This window comes from Streptomyces sp. MAI_2237, assembly GCF_054189285.1.
The window spans coordinates 1041378-1058236 of record NZ_JAJPGQ010000002.1 but is presented as its reverse complement, the minus strand read 5'-3'; the positions used below and the strand labels follow the sequence as shown (position 1 = coordinate 1058236).

The window sequence follows — 16859 nt, the reverse complement described above, 5'->3', positions numbered from 1 at the left end:
CTCAGCCCTCCTCGTCCTGAGCCTCCGTGCTCTCCTCGCCGCCCGGCACCGGCACGTCCGGCGGCTCGCCCAGTGCCGCCAGCGCCTGCCGCGCCGCGGGGACCTGCAACGGGGAGAAGTACGGGTTGATGCGCAGCGCCTCCTGCAGGTGCCGCCGGGCGGGCCCGGGCAGCTCCGACCCCTTCTCGATCATGCCCCGGTGGTAGGCGTACAGGGCACTGCGCACCCCGCCCCCGTGCACCGGGTCCGTCGCCACCGTCGCGAACTTCAGCGCCTCCTTGTCCTGCCCGGCCCGGTGCAGCGCCCACCCCAGGGCGTCGGCCACCTCGATGCCGGGCTGCTTGCGCCACTCGGCGCGCAAGAGCTGCACGGCGGCCCGCGCGTCCCCGTGGTCGGCCTCCAGCCGCCCGAGCACCAGCGTCTCGTCGACCCCCGCCTCGGCCACCTCGCGCACCCGCGCCCGCACGGCGTCGTACTCCACCCGGGCCGCCTCGCCGAGCCCCAGCGACTCGTACAACTCGCCCAGTTCCAGGGCGTACTGGGGACACGGCTGCTTGGCCAGGGCCACCCGGTAGGCGTTCAGGGCCTCCGTCGCCCGCCCCAGCGCGGCCAGCGTCCGCCCCTGCCCGGCCAGCGCCGCCCGCTGGTCGGGATCGATCCGCACCGCCTCCTGAAAACGCCGCAGCGCGTCCTGCAGGTCCCCGCGCTCGAAGGACAGCTGACCGGCCCGCTCCAGCCACGCGGCCCGCTCGGCCGGCGACGACGCCCCCGCCGCCGCGTCGGACAGCTGGGCCGCCGCGTCCTCCCGCCAGCCCCGGTCGCGGTAGACGGCCGCCGCCCGCGCCCGCACGGCCGGCCCGCTGTGCAGCTCCAGCAGCCGGTCCAGGGTCCGCTTGACCGCCTTGTAGTCACCGAGCCCGGTGTAGGCGTCGAGCAGCGGCGGATACGTCGTCCACCGCTTCGGGTCCACCTTCAGCGCCGTCTCGCCCCAGGCCCGCGCGGCCGGGAAGTCCCGGCGGGCGTTCGCCAGCGCCGCCATCCCGTCCAGCGCCGCGACCCGCACGTCCTCGCGCGCCCCCGCCACCCGCAGCGAGGTCCGCAGCGCCTGCTCGGCCCGCGGATAGTTCGCCGCGTCCGCGGTCCTGCGCCCCTGCTCCACGTACGCGTCCCCCAGCACCGCCCAGGCCCGCGCGTCCCGTGGATGCCCCCGCACCCACGCCTCCCGCTCCCCGATCAGCGACCCCAGTTCCGGCAGCCCGGCCGGCACCCCCGCGACGACGGCCGACAGCGCCTGCGCGCCCGCCGCCGGAGCGACGACGGGCCTGGTCACGGGCCGTTCCCAGGGCCACAGCACCACCGCCGCGCCGAGCACCAGGGACCCGGCGAGAGCGGCGATCAGTGCCCGCCCGCCGGTCCGCGGACGCCGTTCCTCCTGCTCCTTCTCCATGCCGCTCACTCTGCGCCAGTACGACGACCACACCCGGCATACGTCCACTGCCGTAGACGGGGTTCACACCGATGGCCCCGGGTGCGACGCTGTGATCATGAGCCGTATCGAAGCGCCCTCCGACGCAGCCACCGGAAACCTCGTCGACCGGCTCCTGACCGGTCTGCCCGCCGAGGCCGTCCTGATCGACCCCGACGTCACGGCGTCCTACGCCAACGACATGGCCAGCTTCTGTCCCGCCGGCCCCCCGGCCGTGGTCGTGCTGCCCCGCACCGTCGAGCAGGTCCAGCACGTCATGCGCATCGCCACCGAACTGCGCGTCCCGGTCGTCCCGCAGGGCGCCCGCACCGGCCTGTCCGGCGGCGCCAACACCTCCGAGGGCAGCATCGCGCTGTCCCTGACCAAGATGGACCGCATCCTGGAGATCAACCCGGTCGACCGCATCGCCGTGGTCGAACCCGGCGTCGTCAACGCCACGCTCTCCCGCGCGGTCAACGAACACGGCCTGTACTACCCGCCCGACCCCTCCAGCTGGGAGATGTGCACCATCGGCGGCAACATCGGCACCGCCTCGGGCGGCCTGTGCTGCGTCAAGTACGGCGTCACGGCCGAGTACGTCCTCGGCCTCGACGTCGTCCTCGCCGACGGCCGCCTGATGTCCACCGGCCGCCGCACCGCCAAGGGCGTCGCCGGCTACGACCTCACCCGCCTCTTCGTCGGCTCCGAGGGCTCCCTCGGCATCGTCGTCCGGGCGGTCCTGGCGCTCAAGCCGCAGCCGCCCGAACAGCTCGTGCTGGCCGCCGAGTTCCCCTCCGCGGCCGCCGCCTGCGACGCGGTGTGCCGGATCATGGCCGGCGGCCACGTCCCCTCGCTGCTCGAACTCATGGACCGTACGACGGTGAAGGCCGTCAACGACCTCGCGCACATGGGTCTGCCCGAGAGCACGGAGGCGCTGCTGCTCGCCGCCTTCGACACCCCGGACCCCGCCGCCGACCTCGCCGCCGTCGGCGCCCTGTGCGAGGCGGCCGGCGCCACCCAGGTGGTGCCCGCCGACGACGCCGCCGAGTCCGAACTCCTCCTCCAGGCGCGGCGGCTGTCGCTGACCGCGCTGGAGGCGGTCAAGGGCACGACGATGATCGACGACGTGTGCGTGCCCCGCTCCAGGCTCGGCGAGATGCTGCGGGGCGTGGAGCGGATCGCCGAGAAGTACGACCTCACCATCGGCGTCTGCGCGCACGCCGGCGACGGCAACACCCACCCCACCGTCTGCTTCGACGCGGCCGACCCCGACGAGTCCCGGCGCGCCCGCGAGTCCTTCGACGAGATCATGGCCCTCGGCCTGCAGCTCGGCGGCACGATCACCGGCGAACACGGCGTGGGCGTGCTGAAGAAGGAGTGGCTGGCGCGCGAGATCGGGCCGGTCGGGGTCGAGATGCAACGGCAGATCAAGCAGGTCTTCGATCCGCTGGGCATCCTCAACCCCGGCAAGCTCTTCTGACCGGGTCAGCGCTGCGGTCACCGGGCGAGCAGCTGGTCGAGCGCGTCGTCGATCCCCAGCTGCCCGCCCTCGGTCCCCGGTGGCACCATCCGCAGCGTCCGCTCCAGCCAGGCGGACACCTGCCCGGCGGGCGCCTCCAGCAGGGCGTCCCCGTCCGGTGAACTCAGCGCCATCAGCACGACACTGCGCCCCTCGGTCTTCGTCGGCCACACGCGCACGTCACCTTGCCCGCACGGCCGGAACACCCCCTCCACCAGCAGCTCGCGCGAGAACGTCCAGGCCACGGGGTGCCGGGAGTTGATGTGGAAGGCGACATGCACGGCATACGGGTCGTCCGTGCGGTAGCTGAGCCGGGCCGGTACCGGCACACCTCGCTCCGGCGACAGGATCAGCCTGAGTTCCAACTCGCGTTCCACGACGGTGTAGTGCATGACGTCCGATTCCTCTCTCGGGCAGGTGTACGGGGCCCTGAGGGCGGGTCCGTACAGGGGAGAGAGAGGTGGGGCCGCAGCCATTACGCGGGTTCGGAGAAGTTTTTTCCGACCGTGTGAATCCGGTGCATGAGGTTGCCCGGAAAAGGGTGGGTCCGGCGGGACCGGGGGTGCGGCCCGCGCCGGTCTGATAGATGTGGTGGCCCCCATATTCACCCGCGAGCAGATACGGGACGACGGACATGAGCGCCCCATCCCCGGCCCCCGGCGACGACAGGCCCCGCGAAGGGTACTACCCGGACCCGTCCATTCCTGGATATGTCCGGTACTGGAACGGTGCCGCCTGGGTACCGGGCACCAGCCGTCCGGCGCCGTCGGACGGCGAGTCGCTCGACCCGCCGCCCGGATCGGGCCCGGTCCCGGCGCAGGCCCAGGCGGCCTCGGTCCCCTTGGTCGAGGAGACCGGCCCGCACTTCTTCGACGAGGACCCCGACCCGGGGCAGCCGGCCTCCGCGGAACCCCCGCAGGGCGGCCCTTCCGAACCTGCGTCCGCCTGGGGCGCCGACCGCTCCCGGCAGTCCGGCTTCGGCGGCGACCAGGACCGCCGCGTCTCCTGGGGCGCCGACCCCCGTGTCGCGTCCGCCGGCCCGGACCGCACGGCCAGCACCGACGGCTCGGCTACGATCCCGCCCGCCCGGACGGACCCCTCCGAGGCCGACTCACCCGGCACGTTCGTCTTCCGCAGGGTGACGGCGGACGACGGCCCGCGGGGCGGCGCGGCCGACGGCTCCTCCGCCACGCCCGCCCCCGGCGGCCCGGCCGCCGACGAGGGCACCATGACCTTCCGTGCCGTGTCCCAGCGCACGGGGCAGCAGGGCGGGGCGCAGGGCGGCGGCCCGGGGGCGCCCGCGGGCGCCGGGGGAGGAGCACGGCAGGCTCCGGGGGCCGCCGCGTCCGGTGGGCCGGGCGTGGCCGGTTCCGGCGCCCAGCCGCCGTCGTCCGGGGCCGCCGCGTCCGCCGGCGCCTCCGGCGGCCCGGCCTTCGGGCCGCCGGCCTCCGCCGCCGCGCCCGGTGCTCCCGGGTTCAACGCCGGCCTGGCCGCCGCCGAACACGCGGCACAGGCGCAGGCGCAGGCCGCCCAGGGCGCCGCCCCGTCCGCGCTCTCCCAGCAGCCCTCCGTCTCGGTGCCGTCCCAGCCCGGCGGCCCCCAGCCCGCCGCCACTCCGATGGCCGCCGGGCCCGGCGGCGGCCAGGCCTCCTGGGCCCAGCAGGTGCACCGGCTCGCGGGGGCCGAGGAGGAGCAGCACGTCACGCCCTGGAAGCCGCCGGTGGCGGACATCTTCCAGCAGGCCGCCATGAACGCGGCCGCCGCCCGCCCGGCGGGCCTGGGCAAGCGGCTCGCCGCCCGGCTGGTGGACACGGTCGTCGTCGCGGGCGTCACCGCCGTGGCCGCCGTGCCGCTCGGCACCAAGGCGGTCGACCACATCAACGCCAAGATCGACGAGGCGAAGCTCAGCGGACGGACCGTCACCGTCTGGCTGCTGGACGGGACGACCTCGGTCTACTTCGGCATCATCCTGGCCGTCCTGCTCGTCGTCGGGGTCCTCTACGAGGCGCTGCCCACCGCCAAATGGGGCCGCACCCTCGGCAAGAAGTTGCTCGGCCTGGAGGTGCGGGACATCGAGGCGCACCAGCCGCCGACCTTCGGCGGGGCGCTGCGCCGCTGGCTCGTCTACTGCGTGCCGGGGCTGCTCGGCATCGGTGTCGTGGGCGTGGCGTGGTGCCTGTTCGACCGGCCGTGGCGCCAGTGCTGGCACGACAAGGCGGCGCGTACGTTCGTCGCGGGCTGAGGGGGTCGGCCGTACGGCGTACGCGAATCGGTACTCCGGACGGCCGTCCGCCGGATGCGGAGCCGGGGGGTTCGCGGTCCACTCGGGCCATGACGACCGAACCGCCCGGCTCGGGACAGCAGCCGCCGGAAGACGACCCGTTCAGGAAACAGCCTCCGCCCGGCCAGCAACCGCCCCCAGGCGGTCAGCAACCGCCGTACGGCGGTCAACAACCCCCCCATGGCGGTCAGCAGCCGCCTTACGGTCAGCAGCCGCCTCCGGGACAGCAGCCGCCGCCCTACGGCGGCGGTCCCTACGGCGGCGGTCCCCACCCCGGCGACCCGCTCGCCGGGATGCCCCCGCTCGCCGACAGCGGCAGGCGCACACTGGCCCGGATCATCGACCTGATCCTCGTCGGCATCGTCGTCTGGCTGGTCACCTGGCCGATCGGCGTGCACGAGTACACGGTCAACGGCAACAACGTGGCGGTCGGCAAGTCCTTCACGCAGTCCCTCATCGCCGCCGTGCTCTACATCGCCTACGACACCTTCATGATCAGCAACTCCGGGCAGACGCTCGGCAAGAAGTGGCTGAAGATGCGGGTGGCGAACCTCGACAACGGCGCCACGCCCTCGGTGCAGACCTCGCTCGCGCGGGCGGCGGTGCTGTGGATCCCGTTCGCGTTCTGCTGCGCCTGCATCTGGACCGCGATCTGTGGCGGCTGGAGCTACTTCGACCGGCCCTACAAGCAGGGGCCTGCACGACAAGGCGGCGAAGACGGTGGTGGTCAGCACCGGCTGACCGGCGCCGCCGGCACCAACCGGCCGCCCCGGCTCAGGCGGCCTTCGACGAGCCCGATGCCACGGCGGGCACGGGCTCCTCCGCCTGCTCCGGCGCGGGCCGGGAGACCGCGACGACCCTCGTCCTCGGCAGCGGCACCGTCATGGCGACGAGGAGGCCGAGGGCGAGCGCCGAGACGGCGATGACCGCGATCCCCAGGCCCGAACTCGTCTGGGACAGCAGCAGCATGGCGAGCGTCGAGAAGATGACGGTGCAGGAGCCGTAGGTCAGCTGTGCGGCAGTCGGACGAGGCATGGCAATCGTGTCCTCGGAAGTGGGGGTCCACGGGGGGCGTCGGCCTGGCTTTCCGCCGGTTTCTGGGCGTGCCGCCATCCGACTCTAATCGCGTGTGTGCCCGACAGGAACGAACAGTAAGCGTGACCTAACCAACAGTGCCGGTGCACAGGGGGCGCACGGATTCATGGCGTCCATCAAGTGGACGTTCGAACGCGCCGGTCGGGGTGTCCGCTGAGCGAACCCGGGCTCCGCATAGTGCACTTGTCCTGCTCAAGTCAAGGTCTGTCTTTTCTTACCGTCCTCTAGTCAAATTGCGTCACTTGACTTACCACCGTGACCACGAGGAACTCAAGTGACTCTTAAACCATGGACGTTCAGAGCCGGCGCGGTCGGTGTCGCACTCGCGGCGGCGACGGCCACGCTCTCGACGTTCGGCGTGGCGCAGGCCGCCGACAGCGCCAAGTCCGCCACCGTGGACCGCCGTGACCCGGCCGCGGCCCAGAGCACGAAGGAGCACGACCTCGACGGTCCGCTCTCCAAGACCCAGGAGGCCCAGCGCCAGGAGGCCCTGAACCAGGTCATATCCGGCAAGACCTCGGTCAAGGACCGCGACGGTTCGCGGGTCGTCCAGCTCAAGAGCAAGAAGGGCGACGCCAAGTACGTCGAACTGGGCCGTGAGAAGACGGACAAGATCTTCACGATCCTGGTCGAGTTCGGGGACCAGACCGACAGCCGCTACGGCGGCACCGCGGGCCCGCTGCACAACCAGATAGCCCAGCCGGACCGGGCCAAGGACAACTCCACGGCCTGGCAGGCGGACTACGACCAGCAGCACTTCCAGGACCTGTACTTCGGCACCGGCAAGAACACCGAGTCGCTGAAGAAGTACTACGAGAAGCAGTCCTCGGGCCGCTACTCGGTCGACGGCGAGGTCACCGACTGGGTCAAGGTCCCCTACAACGAGGCCCGTTACGGCAACAACGCCTGCGGCTCGACGACCTGCTCCAGCGTCTGGAACCTGGTGCGCGACGGCCTGACCTCCTGGGTCGCCGGCCAGAAGGCGGCCGGCAAGTCGGACGCCGACATCAAGGCGGACCTCGCGCAGTACGACCAGTGGGACCGCTACGACTTCGACGGCGACGGCAACTTCAACGAGCCCGACGGCTACGTCGACCACTTCCAGATCGTGCACGCCGGCGAGGACGAGTCCGCGGGCGGCGGCGCCCAGGGCACCGACGCGATCTGGGCGCACCGCTGGTACGCCTTCGGCTCCGACGCCGGCGCCACCGGCCCCGCGAACAACAGGCTCGGCGGCACCCAGGTCGGCGACACCGGCGTCTGGGTCGGCGACTACACGATGCAGCCGGAGAACGGCGGACTCGGCGTCTACGCCCACGAGTACGGCCACGACCTCGGCCTGCCGGACGAGTACGACACCAACGGCGGCGAGAACTCCACCGGGTTCTGGACGCTGATGTCCTCCGGTTCCTGGCTCGGCACCGGCAAGAACGCCATCGGCGACCTGCCGGGCGACATGAACGCCTGGGACAAGCTCCAGCTGGGCTGGCTCAACTACGACACGGCCAAGGCCGCGACGAAGTCGAAGCACAAGCTGGGCGTCGCCGAGTACAACACCAAGAACAAGCAGGCCCTCGTGGTCACGCTGCCCGACAAGGCGGTCACCACCGAGGTGGTCACCCCGGCGCAGGGCGCGACCCAGTGGTGGAGCGGCAGCGGCAACGACCTGAAGAACACGCTGACCCGGTCGGTGGACCTCACCGGCAAGTCCTCGGCGGCCCTGACCCTCGACGGCTACTACGACATCGAGGCGAACTACGACTTCCTGTACGCGGAGGTCTCGACCGACGGCGGCGCCAACTGGACCGCTCTCGACGGCACGGTGGACGGCCAGGCCATCCCGCGCGACGGCAGCGACAAGCCGGCCCTGACGGGCACGGTCGACGGCTACAAGAAGCTGTCGTACTCGCTCGACGCCTACGCCGGCAAGAAGATCGACCTGCGCTTCCGCTACCAGACGGACGGCGGGGTGGCGCTCAAGGGCTTCGCGGCCGACGAGATCACCGTCACGGCCGACGGCGCCGCGGTCTTCTCCGACAACGCCGAGTCCGCGGACGCCGGTTGGACCGCGAGCGGCTTCTCCCGCATCGGCGCGTCCTTCACCAAGGACTACAAGCAGTACTACATCGCCGAGAACCGCCAGTACGTGTCGTACGACAAGACCCTGAAGGTCGGCCCGTACAACTTCGGCTTCTCGACGACCCGTCCGGACTGGGTCGAGCACTACCCGTACCAGAACGGCCTGTTGATCTGGAAGTGGGACACCTCCCAGCCGGACAACAACACCGGTGACCACCCGGGCACGGGTCAGATCCTGCCGATCGACTCCCACCCGGTGCCGCTGAAATGGTCCGACGGCACGCTGATGCGGGGCCGCATCCAGGCCTACGACTCGCCGTTCAGCCTGTACCCGACGGACGGCATCACGCTGCACAAGGCGGACGTCGCGACCAAGATCAAGTGGTCGTGGGGGGTGCCGGTCTTCAACGACCACGCGAGCACCTACTACGACGCCTCGAACCCGGCCGCGGGCGTGAAGGTCACTGACACCAACACCAAGATCAAGATCGTCCGGGAGGCCCTTGACGGCTCGACGATCTCGCTCGAGGTGGGGCGTGCGGTGAAGTAGTTCGAGTTTTCGCAGGTCAGAGACGTATCGGCGGTGACCCCTTGGCGGGTCGCCGCCGATCGTGTTTAGGTGCGTGCTGTGCCGTTCTTATTGACAGTCCCTTCGACACCGACACGCACGGGGGTGTGACCTGCATGGCCGCAGGAGGTTTCTGCAAGCTGCCGAGCGGCAGCGTGGTGGTGGCGCTGAACCTGCCCAGCCCCACCGCCGACGGCACGGACTGCGTCCGTGTCCTCGTCCACGCCCGCAACCGGGCGCGCGCCCTGACCAGGCTGCGCAACCTGGGCATGCGGGCGGTCTACCTGCGGGGCAACGCCGCCCCGCCGACCCCGGACGAGATCACGGCCGTCCTGCACCACCCCGACGGCCTGATATGGCGCACAGCCCCTGACAACGGTGTCCTGCCCGCCCCGGACCTGGTCCAGGAACTCTGGCACCCGATCAAGGCCCTCCTCCGCAGACCGGCGGCCCCGGCATGACCAGCCCCTGACCGCGCGCACCGGCCGACCGTGTCGGGTCCGAGACAGCCGGCCGGGCGCCCCTCGCCGGTGCACTTCGCTCCGCCGCGACGGCGACCAGCTACGACGCCGCGGTTCGGCGGTGCCGTCCCGGGCTTGGCCGTGTCGCTGCGGTGACCGGCGGGACGCTGGGGCGGTGGGCCGGTCGTCTCGGAGGCGCGGGCGTCTGACCGGGCGTCTCAGGCCGGTCCTTACGCCGGTGCACTTCGCTCCGCCGCGACGGCGACTAGCCACGACGCCGCGGTTCGGCGGTGCCGTCCCGGGCTTGGCCGTGTCGCTGCGGTGACCGGCGGGGCGCAGGGGCGTCTCTGGCGGGCGCCCCCGCGCCCGTGCGCTTCGCTCCGCCGCGGTGGTGATCAGCCACGGCGTTGCGTGGCGGGGGCGGGACGGGCTACGCGACCACCGGCTTGCCGGTGAGTTCCACTCCCGCCTCTCGCATCTGCTCCAGGGCGCGGTCGGTGGTCTCCTGGGCGACGCCGGCCGTCAGGTCGAGCAGCACCTGGGTGCGGAAGCCCTCGCGGGCCGCGTCCAGCGCGGTGGCCCGCACGCAGTGGTCCGTGGCTATGCCGACCACGTCGACCTCGACGACGTCCCGGGCGCGCAGCCAGTCGGCCAGCGGCACGCCGTTCTCGTCGGCGCCCTCGAAGCCGCTGTAGGCCGCCGCGTACGCCCCCTTGTCGAAGACGGCGTCGACGGCGCCGGAGGCGACGGCGGGGGCGAAGTTCGGGTGGAAGCCGACGCCCTCCGTGCCGGCGACGCAGTGCGCGGGCCAGGAGTGGACGAAGTCGGGGTTGTCGGCGAAGTGGCCGCCGGGCGCGATGTGGTGGTCGCGGGTGGCCACCACGTGCTGGTAGCCGGAGCCGGCCGCCTGCCCGATCAGCTCGGTGACGGCGGCGGCCACGTCGGCACCCCCGGCCACGGCGAGGCTGCCCCCCTCGCAGAAGTCGTTCTGCACGTCTACGACGATCAAGGCGCGGCGCATGGTCGGTGTCCTTCGACTATGGGGTCGGGGGAGAGAAGGGGGTGCGGGCCCGGCCGGTGAACTTCCGAGCCTATTGAGTTCGGGGGGCGCAGGGGAGGGGCACGAGAGGGCGTATCCGCGGGAGCGTGCGGTGAGCGCCCGCTTCTAGCTACCCGAGCGCGCCTGTACGTACTCCGTCGGAATGACGGGTTCCCCGCGCGAGAGCTGGGTGGCCGACAGCGGCAGGCCGGCCCGCGCGGCCGCATGCCGGTCGCGGACGACGTCCAGCGGCTCGCGGGCGATCACGTCGCCGCCCTTGATCAGCTCCACCAGCAGCTGCCGGTCGGCGAGCTCGGCCGGGACGAGTCCCGTGCCGACGACCTCGGCCTCCGCGACCCCGTCGGCGTCGAGCCGCCGCGCGGCCCACTTGCGGCCGCCGACGGACGTCTTGCCGCCGCTGGACTTCTTCGCCACCGGCACCAGCGGCGCCTTCGGGTCGGCGGACTCGGCGCGGGCGACCAGCTTGTAGACCATCGAGCACGTCGGGTGCCCGGACCCGGTCACCAGCTGGGTGCCGACGCCGTACGCGTCCACGGGCGCCGCCGCCAGCGAGGCGATGGCGTACTCGTCCAGATCCGAGGTCACGATGATCTTCGTGCCGGTCGCGCCGAGCTCGTCCAGCTGCTGGCGCACCCGGTGCGCGACCAGCAGCAGGTCGCCGGAGTCGATACGCACGGCGCCGAGCTCCGGCCCGGCGATCTCGACGGCCGTGCGGACGGCCTCGGCGACGTCGTAGGTGTCCACGAGCAGGGTCGTGCCCCGGCCCAGCGAGTCGACCTGGGCGCGGAAGGCGTCCCGCTCGTGGTCGTGGAGCAGGGTGAAAGCGTGTGCGGAGGTGCCGACGGTCGGGATGTTGTAGCGGAAGCCGGCCGCGAGGTCGGAGGTGGAGGCGAAGCCGCCGAGGTAGGCGGCGCGGGAGGCGGCGACGGCCGCGAGTTCGTGGGTGCGGCGGGCGCCCATCTCGATCAGCGGGCGGGTGCCCGCGGCCGAGGACATCCGGGAGGCGGCCGCGGCGATCGCGGAGTCGTGGTTGAGGATCGACAGGATCACGGTCTCCAGCAGCACGCACTCGGCGAACGACCCCTCGACGCGCATGATCGGCGAGCCCGGGAAGTACACCTCGCCCTCGGGGTAGCCCCACACGTCGCCGCTGAACCGGTAGCCGGCGAGCCACTCCAGGGTCGGCTCGTCGACGATGCCCTTCTCGCGCAGGAAGGCCAGGACGCCGGCGTCGAAGCGGAAGTTCTCCACGGCGTCCAGGACCCGCCCGGTGCCGGCGACGACGCCGTAGCGGCGCCCTTCGGGCAGCCGCCGGGTGAAGACCTCGAAGACCGACCTCCGTTCGGCGGTACCGGCTTTGAGGGCCGCCTGCAGCATCGTCAGCTCGTACTGGTCCGTGAAGAGCGCCGTCGAGGGAACGTCCACCGGCAGCCCAAGGTCCGCTGTGTTCATGGCAAGCATGCTACACCCCTTCGCGTCAGTGTGACGATTTATCGGGGCCGTGGCAGCATGGGCCTTGTGACGTCACCCGCTCCCGTAGAGATCGAACGCACCGAGTCGGCGGAGGAGGTCTTCGCCGTACCCGAGCCGGACGTCCCCTGGGTCACGATCGTCCACAACGACCCGGTCAACCTCATGAGCTACGTGACCTACGTCTTCCAGACGTACTTCGGGTACTCGAAGGACAAGGCCACCAAACTCATGCTCGATGTCCACCACAAGGGCCGGGCGGTCGTCTCCAGCGGTACCCGCGAGGAGATGGAACGCGACGTGCAGGCGATGCACGGCTACGGCCTGTGGGCCACCCTCCAGCAGGACCGGAAATGACCCCCTCCCGCGCGCAGGACCGGAAGTAGCGAACCTCCTCCATGCCAGGACACTTCGAACCGCTCCCCGGCGGCGGCGCGGCCGTCGCGCTCGACGACGTCGAGATCTCCATCATCCGGTCGCTCGCCGTCCAGTTGCTGGAGCTCATCGGACCCGGACCCGGCGCCGACGCCTCCGACGACCCGCTCGCGGAGCTCTTCGCCGAGGGCCCGAGCGAACCGCCGAAGGACCCCGTGCTCAAGCGGCTCTTCCCGGACGCCTACAGCGACCCGGAGGGCACCCCCGCGCCCGAGGAGGCCCGGGAGCGGCAGGCCCACTCCGCCGAGTTCCGCCGCTACACCGAGAACGACCTGCGGGCCGGCAAGCGGGAGAACGCGCTCACGGTCGTGCGCACCCTCGACGCGCTCATCCCGGCCGCCGACGGCGGAGCGGTCCTGGAGCTGTCCGTCGAGCAGTCCCGGCAGTGGCTGAGCTCCCTCAACGACCTGCGCCTGGCGATCGGCTCCCGGCTGGAGATCACCGACGAGGACGACACCGACGCCCTCTACCGGCTCCCGGACGACGACCCCCGTAAGCCCATGGTGATGGCCTATCTGTGGCTGGGCGGGCTCCAGGAGACGCTGGTGAACACCCTCCTGCCCTGAAAAGTGAAGGGTTTCGTGTTCGCTCAGAGGACGCTCAAATCCGGATAACGATCGAGTCACCGGTCCGGCCGGGTGTGTCCGTTTTCTGCGCTGTTTGGTCCCTTCTCCTTGTGTGATGCGCCACAAGTTCCCCCGGTGATCTGCGGTGCGGCCGTGATAAATCTTCACGACCGCCCGGCGAACACCACCCGAATGTTCGGCCGGGTGCGCCACAGCGCCGACGACCGTCGGCCTGGCACGAGCGGTCCTCAGGCCCGCTCAGCTCCATTTCAGTCCGGGGGGATCGAGACCCGATCCGAGGCCGACGAGAGGCCCGGGTCGGCATGGAGAAAGGCGCACCACACACATGACCTCCGCTCAGGTCGACACAGGCTCGGAGCAGACCTCCGAAGAGGGGTACGAGCGCGGACTCGGCAGCCGCCAGGTCCAGATGATCGCGATCGGCGGCGCCATCGGCGTCGGCCTCTTCCTGGGAGCCGGGGCGAACATCGCCAAGGCCGGTCCCAGCCTCATCCTGATGTACGCCCTAGCCGGCGCCATCGTCTTCTTCATCATGCGGGCGCTCGGCGAACTGCTCCTGTACCGCCCGGTCTCGGGCTCCTTCGCGGAGTACTCCCGCGAGTTCCTCGGCCCGTTCTTCGGCTACTTCACCGGCTGGACGTACTGGCTGATGTGGGTCGTCACCGGCATGGCCGAGCTCACCGCCGCCGCGATCTACGTCAACTACTGGTTCCCGGCGGTCCCCCAGTGGGTGACGGCCCTGGTCTTCCTGGTGATCCTCTTCGGGGTCAACCTGATCTCGGTGAAGGTCTTCGGCGAGCTCGAGTTCTGGTTCTCCATGGTCAAGGTCACCGCCCTGATCGGCATGATCGTGATCGGCCTCGGCGTGCTCACCCTCGGCTTCAGCAACGCCGGTGACACGGCCTCGGTCGCCAACCTCTGGCAGTTCGACGGCTTCTTCCCCAAGGGCATCGGCTCGTCCCTGATGACCCTCCAGGGCGTCATGTTCGCCTACCTCGCCGTCGAGCTCGTCGGTGTCACCGCGGGTGAGTCCGAGAACCCCGAGAAGACCCTGCCCAAGGCGATCAACACCCTGCCCTGGCGCATCGCGCTGTTCTACGTCGGCGCCCTCACCGTCATCCTGTGCGTGGTGAAGTGGACCGACTTCGCGGCCGGCGTCAGCCCCTTCGTGAAGGCGTTCGCGGTGATCGGCATCCCGGCCGGCGCCGGCATCGTCAACTTCGTCGTACTGACCGCGGCCCTGTCCTCCTGCAACTCCGGCATGTACTCCACGGGCCGCATGCTGCGCACCCTCGCCGACAACGGCGAGGCCCCGGCGGTCTTCCGGAAGCTCTCCTCGACCAGGACGCCGGCCTTCGGCATCACCGTCTCGGTCCTCTTCATGGGCATCGGCGTCGTCCTGAACTACGTCGTCCCGGAGAAGGCCTTCGGCTACGTCACCTCGGTGGCCACCGCGGCCGGCATCTGGACCTGGCTGATGATCCTCGTCAGCCACGTCCGCTACCGCCGCGCGGTCGTCGCCGGCCGCCTGCCCGCCTCCGCCTTCCCGGCGCCGGGCGGCGCGGTGTGCAGCTGGATCGCCATCGTCTTCCTGCTCTTCGTCACCGGCCTCATCGCCTACGACGCCGACTCACGGGTCTGCCTCTACGTGATGGCCGGCTGGGCCGCCGCCCTGGGCGTCGGCTGGGCCGTGCTGAAGGCCCGCAACCCGCAGGTCGCGGAGCGGCGCGAGCCGGAGCTGGAGAAGGTCGGCTGACCTCCCGTTCAGCATGTGGGCCGCCCCGTACCACCCTTCGGTACGGGGCGGCCCCTCTGCTTATCCTTGCCGGCATGCTGACCATCACCCAGGCCCTCGTCGACCAGATCGTCGCCCACGCGCGCAAGGACCACCCCGACGAGGCGTGCGGCGTCATCGCCGGGCCGGCCGGTACGGACCGCCCCAAGCGCTTCATCCCCATGCTCAACGCGGCCATGTCGCCGACCTTCTACGAGTTCGACTCCGGCGACCTGCTCAAGCTCTACCGCGAGATGGACGACCGCGACGAGGAGCCGGTGGTCATCTACCACTCCCACACGGCCACCGAGGCCCGCCCCTCCCGCACCGACATCTCCTACGCCAACGAGCCCGGCGCCCACTACGTCCTGGTCTCCACCGCCGACACCGACGGCCTCGGCGAGTTCCAGTTCCGCTCCTTCCGGATCGTGGACGGCGAGGTGACCGAGGAGGAGGTCACCGTCGTCGAGGCATACTGAGCCCCGTACACCCGGCCCGACCGGTGACACCGGCGTCCGCCTGAGCAGGGTGGTCTCAGCAGCCGGTCGGAATGCGTCCGGAGTGTGAGATCACACTCCGGGTCGGGGACCGGGAATCGATACGATGACCGCATGGTTTTCAACGACGTGAGCGAAAAGACGCCGGGCACCCTGCTCGTGGCGCGGCTGCACGTCGACCTGTGCAGGCTGAACAGCGCCCTCTGTCCGAGCTGACCCCTGCCGCCGTACGGCCGTGGGCCGCGGCGCCTCACCGCACCACCCCCGCAGTACTGCGCTGCCGCGCGCGCACCGACCAGCCGAAAACTTCCGACAGGAGCCCTGAGCCATGGCCATCGAGGTCCGCATCCCCACCATCCTCCGCACCTACACCGACGGTCAGAAGGCGGTGGAGGGCACCGGGGACACCCTCGCCGAGCTCTTCGCCGACCTCGAGACCCGGCATGCGGGCATCCAGGCCCGCATCGTGGACGGCGGCGAGCTGCGCCGGTTCGTCAACGTCTACCTGAACGACGAGGACGTCCGCTTCCTCGACGGCATCAACACCAAGCTCGCCGACGGCGACAACGTCACGATCCTGCCGGCCGTGGCCGGCGGTATGGCCTGATCCCCATGCGCTACGACTCCCCGATCGCCGCGGTGGGCAACACCCCCCTGGTGTGCCTGCCGCGGCTGTCGCCGTCCGAGGACGTCCGCATCTGGGCCAAGCTGGAGGACCGCAACCCCACCGGCTCGATCAAGGACCGCCCCGCCCTGCACATGATCGAGCAGGCGGAGAAGGAGGGGCGGCTCACCCCCGGCTGCACCATCCTGGAGCCGACCTCCGGCAACACCGGCATCTCCCTCGCCATGGCCGCCAAGCTCAAGGGCTACCGCATGGTGTGCGTGATGCCCGAGAACACCTCGCAGGAGCGCCGGGACCTGCTCGGCATGTGGGGCGCCGAGATCATCCCCTCCCCGGCCGCGGGCGGCTCCAACACCGCCGTGCGCATCGCCAAGGAGCTCGCCGCCGAGCACCCCGACTGGGTGATGCTCTACCAGTACGGCAACCCCGACAACGCCGGCGCGCACTACGCCACGACCGGCCCGGAGATCCTCGCCGACCTGCCCTCCATCACCCACTTCGTCGCCGGCCTCGGCACGACGGGCACCCTGATGGGCGTCGGCCGCTACCTCCGCGAGAACAAGCCGGACGTCAGGGTCGTCGCCGCCGAACCGCGCTACGACGACCTGGTGTACGGCCTGCGCAACCTCGACGAGGGCTTCGTACCCGAGCTGTACGACGCGTCCGTCCTCACCACCCGTTTCTCGGTCGGCTCCGCGGACGCAGTCACCCGCACCCGCGAACTCCTCCAGCAGGAGGGCATCTTCGCGGGCGTCTCCACGGGCGCGGCCCTGCACGCGGCCATCGGCGTCGGCAACAAGGCCCTGAAGGCGGGGGAGTCCGCCGACATCGTGTTCGTCGTCGCCGACGGCGGCTGGAAGTACCTGTCGACGGGCGTCTACACGGCGGCCACGACGGAGGAAGCCATCGAGACGCTCCAGGGACAGCTCTGGGCGTAGGCGCG

General features: G+C 71.3%; 16 protein-coding genes and 1 pseudogene. 12 read left to right on the top strand and 5 right to left on the bottom strand.

Features of this window, described 5'->3' with window-relative positions; all coding sequences use genetic code 11:
- Nucleotide 1: 1 nt before the first annotated feature.
- The gene (locus LN251_RS09585) at nt 2-1447 is read right to left on the bottom strand and encodes a tetratricopeptide repeat protein (RefSeq protein WP_458244028.1); all 1446 of its coding nucleotides are present in this window, start codon (nt 1445-1447) and stop codon (nt 2-4) included.
- Nucleotides 1448-1538: 91 nt separating this feature from the next.
- Here LN251_RS09585 and LN251_RS09580 point away from each other — a divergent pair, with 91 nt between their 5' ends.
- Nucleotides 1539-2945: an FAD-binding oxidoreductase gene (locus tag LN251_RS09580; RefSeq protein WP_458244027.1), complete on the top strand. Its 1407-nt coding sequence runs from the start codon at nt 1539-1541 to the stop codon at nt 2943-2945.
- Between the two features lie 17 nt (nt 2946-2962).
- On the opposite strand, the gene LN251_RS09575 is transcribed toward LN251_RS09580, so the two are convergent.
- Nucleotides 2963-3376: an SsgA family sporulation/cell division regulator gene (locus LN251_RS09575; RefSeq protein ID WP_458244026.1), complete on the bottom strand. Its 414-nt coding sequence runs from the start codon at nt 3374-3376 to the stop codon at nt 2963-2965.
- A gap of 242 nt (nt 3377-3618) precedes the next feature.
- Between LN251_RS09575 and LN251_RS09570 the strand changes: the two genes are divergently transcribed.
- Together LN251_RS09570 and LN251_RS09565 are read left to right on the top strand one after the other, a co-directional pair.
- Nucleotides 3619-5226 carry an RDD family protein gene (locus LN251_RS09570; RefSeq protein WP_458244025.1) on the top strand — a complete coding sequence of 536 codons (1608 nt, stop codon included), beginning with the start codon at nt 3619-3621 and terminating at the stop codon, nt 5224-5226.
- Nucleotides 5227-5315: 89 nt separating this feature from the next.
- A pseudogene (locus LN251_RS09565) lies at nt 5316-6006 on the top strand (RDD family protein).
- Nucleotides 6007-6039: 33 nt separating this feature from the next.
- On the opposite strand, the gene LN251_RS09560 reads toward LN251_RS09565, so the two are convergent.
- Nucleotides 6040-6300 carry a hypothetical protein gene (locus LN251_RS09560; protein ID WP_458244024.1) on the bottom strand — a complete coding sequence of 87 codons (261 nt, stop codon included), beginning with the start codon at nt 6298-6300 and terminating at the stop codon, nt 6040-6042.
- 334 nt (nt 6301-6634) lie between these two features.
- Here LN251_RS09560 and LN251_RS09555 point away from each other — a divergent pair, with 334 nt between their 5' ends.
- Both LN251_RS09555 and LN251_RS09550 read left to right on the top strand, forming a co-directional pair.
- Complete coding sequence (locus LN251_RS09555; protein ID WP_458244023.1) at nt 6635-8989, top strand: immune inhibitor A domain-containing protein; 2355 nt, start codon at nt 6635-6637, stop codon at nt 8987-8989.
- Nucleotides 8990-9123: 134 nt separating this feature from the next.
- Complete coding sequence (locus tag LN251_RS09550; RefSeq protein WP_058928382.1) at nt 9124-9468, top strand: hypothetical protein; 345 nt, start codon at nt 9124-9126, stop codon at nt 9466-9468.
- A gap of 430 nt (nt 9469-9898) precedes the next feature.
- On the opposite strand, the gene LN251_RS09545 is transcribed toward LN251_RS09550, so the two are convergent.
- Together LN251_RS09545 and LN251_RS09540 are read right to left on the bottom strand one after the other, a co-directional pair.
- A complete protein-coding gene (locus LN251_RS09545) occupies nt 9899-10489 on the bottom strand; it encodes an isochorismatase family protein (protein WP_058925044.1) in 591 nt (196 codons plus the stop codon).
- Between the two features lie 144 nt (nt 10490-10633).
- A complete protein-coding gene (locus LN251_RS09540; protein WP_458244022.1) occupies nt 10634-11980 on the bottom strand; it encodes a nicotinate phosphoribosyltransferase in 1347 nt (448 codons plus the stop codon).
- 57 nt (nt 11981-12037) lie between these two features.
- Between LN251_RS09540 and clpS the strand changes: the two genes are divergently transcribed.
- From clpS to LN251_RS09505, 7 genes are all read left to right on the top strand, one after another.
- A complete protein-coding gene (gene clpS, locus LN251_RS09535) occupies nt 12038-12355 on the top strand; it encodes an ATP-dependent Clp protease adapter ClpS (RefSeq protein WP_249836901.1) in 318 nt (105 codons plus the stop codon).
- Between the two features lie 41 nt (nt 12356-12396).
- Entirely contained in the window at nt 12397-12999 is a 603-nt protein-coding gene (locus tag LN251_RS09530; RefSeq protein ID WP_458244021.1) for a DUF2017 domain-containing protein, read from the top strand.
- Nucleotides 13000-13345: 346 nt separating this feature from the next.
- Nucleotides 13346-14776 (top strand): amino acid permease, encoded by a 1431-nt coding sequence (locus LN251_RS09525; protein ID WP_458244020.1) that lies wholly within the window; start codon nt 13346-13348, stop codon nt 14774-14776.
- A 74-nt stretch (nt 14777-14850) separates the two neighbouring features.
- On the top strand, nt 14851-15273 hold the full coding sequence (locus LN251_RS09520) for a Mov34/MPN/PAD-1 family protein (RefSeq protein ID WP_458244019.1): 423 nt from the start codon (nt 14851-14853) through the stop codon (nt 15271-15273).
- 132 nt (nt 15274-15405) lie between these two features.
- A complete protein-coding gene (locus LN251_RS09515; RefSeq protein ID WP_351574676.1) occupies nt 15406-15507 on the top strand; it encodes a putative leader peptide in 102 nt (33 codons plus the stop codon).
- A gap of 112 nt (nt 15508-15619) precedes the next feature.
- Nucleotides 15620-15898, top strand: coding sequence for a MoaD/ThiS family protein (locus tag LN251_RS09510; RefSeq protein WP_200700721.1), 279 nt, complete (start codon nt 15620-15622; stop codon nt 15896-15898).
- A gap of 5 nt (nt 15899-15903) precedes the next feature.
- The gene (locus LN251_RS09505; protein ID WP_458244018.1) at nt 15904-16854 is read left to right on the top strand and encodes a PLP-dependent cysteine synthase family protein; all 951 of its coding nucleotides are present in this window, start codon (nt 15904-15906) and stop codon (nt 16852-16854) included.
- Nucleotides 16855-16859 lie beyond the last annotated feature (5 nt).

Bases quoted from the DNA above. Each gene is read 5' to 3' on its own strand.
- LN251_RS09510 (WP_200700721.1), top strand. From the start codon at position 15,620: ATGGCCATCGAGGTCCGCATCCCCACCATCCTCCGCACCTACACCGAC.
- LN251_RS09575 (WP_458244026.1), bottom strand. From the start codon at position 3,376: ATGCACTACACCGTCGTGGAACGCGAGTTGGAACTCAGGCTGATCCTG.
- LN251_RS09545 (WP_058925044.1), bottom strand. From the start codon at position 10,489: ATGCGCCGCGCCTTGATCGTCGTAGACGTGCAGAACGACTTCTGCGAG.
- LN251_RS09515 (WP_351574676.1), top strand. From the start codon at position 15,406: ATGGTTTTCAACGACGTGAGCGAAAAGACGCCGGGCACCCTGCTCGTG.
- clpS (WP_249836901.1), top strand. From the start codon at position 12,038: ATGGGCCTTGTGACGTCACCCGCTCCCGTAGAGATCGAACGCACCGAG.
- LN251_RS09530 (WP_458244021.1), top strand. From the start codon at position 12,397: ATGCCAGGACACTTCGAACCGCTCCCCGGCGGCGGCGCGGCCGTCGCG.
- LN251_RS09540 (WP_458244022.1), bottom strand. From the start codon at position 11,980: ATGAACACAGCGGACCTTGGGCTGCCGGTGGACGTTCCCTCGACGGCG.
- LN251_RS09520 (WP_458244019.1), top strand. From the start codon at position 14,851: ATGCTGACCATCACCCAGGCCCTCGTCGACCAGATCGTCGCCCACGCG.
- LN251_RS09525 (WP_458244020.1), top strand. From the start codon at position 13,346: ATGACCTCCGCTCAGGTCGACACAGGCTCGGAGCAGACCTCCGAAGAG.
- LN251_RS09560 (WP_458244024.1), bottom strand. From the start codon at position 6,300: ATGCCTCGTCCGACTGCCGCACAGCTGACCTACGGCTCCTGCACCGTC.
- LN251_RS09505 (WP_458244018.1), top strand. From the start codon at position 15,904: ATGCGCTACGACTCCCCGATCGCCGCGGTGGGCAACACCCCCCTGGTG.
- LN251_RS09585 (WP_458244028.1), bottom strand. From the start codon at position 1,447: ATGGAGAAGGAGCAGGAGGAACGGCGTCCGCGGACCGGCGGGCGGGCA.
- LN251_RS09550 (WP_058928382.1), top strand. From the start codon at position 9,124: ATGGCCGCAGGAGGTTTCTGCAAGCTGCCGAGCGGCAGCGTGGTGGTG.
- LN251_RS09570 (WP_458244025.1), top strand. From the start codon at position 3,619: ATGAGCGCCCCATCCCCGGCCCCCGGCGACGACAGGCCCCGCGAAGGG.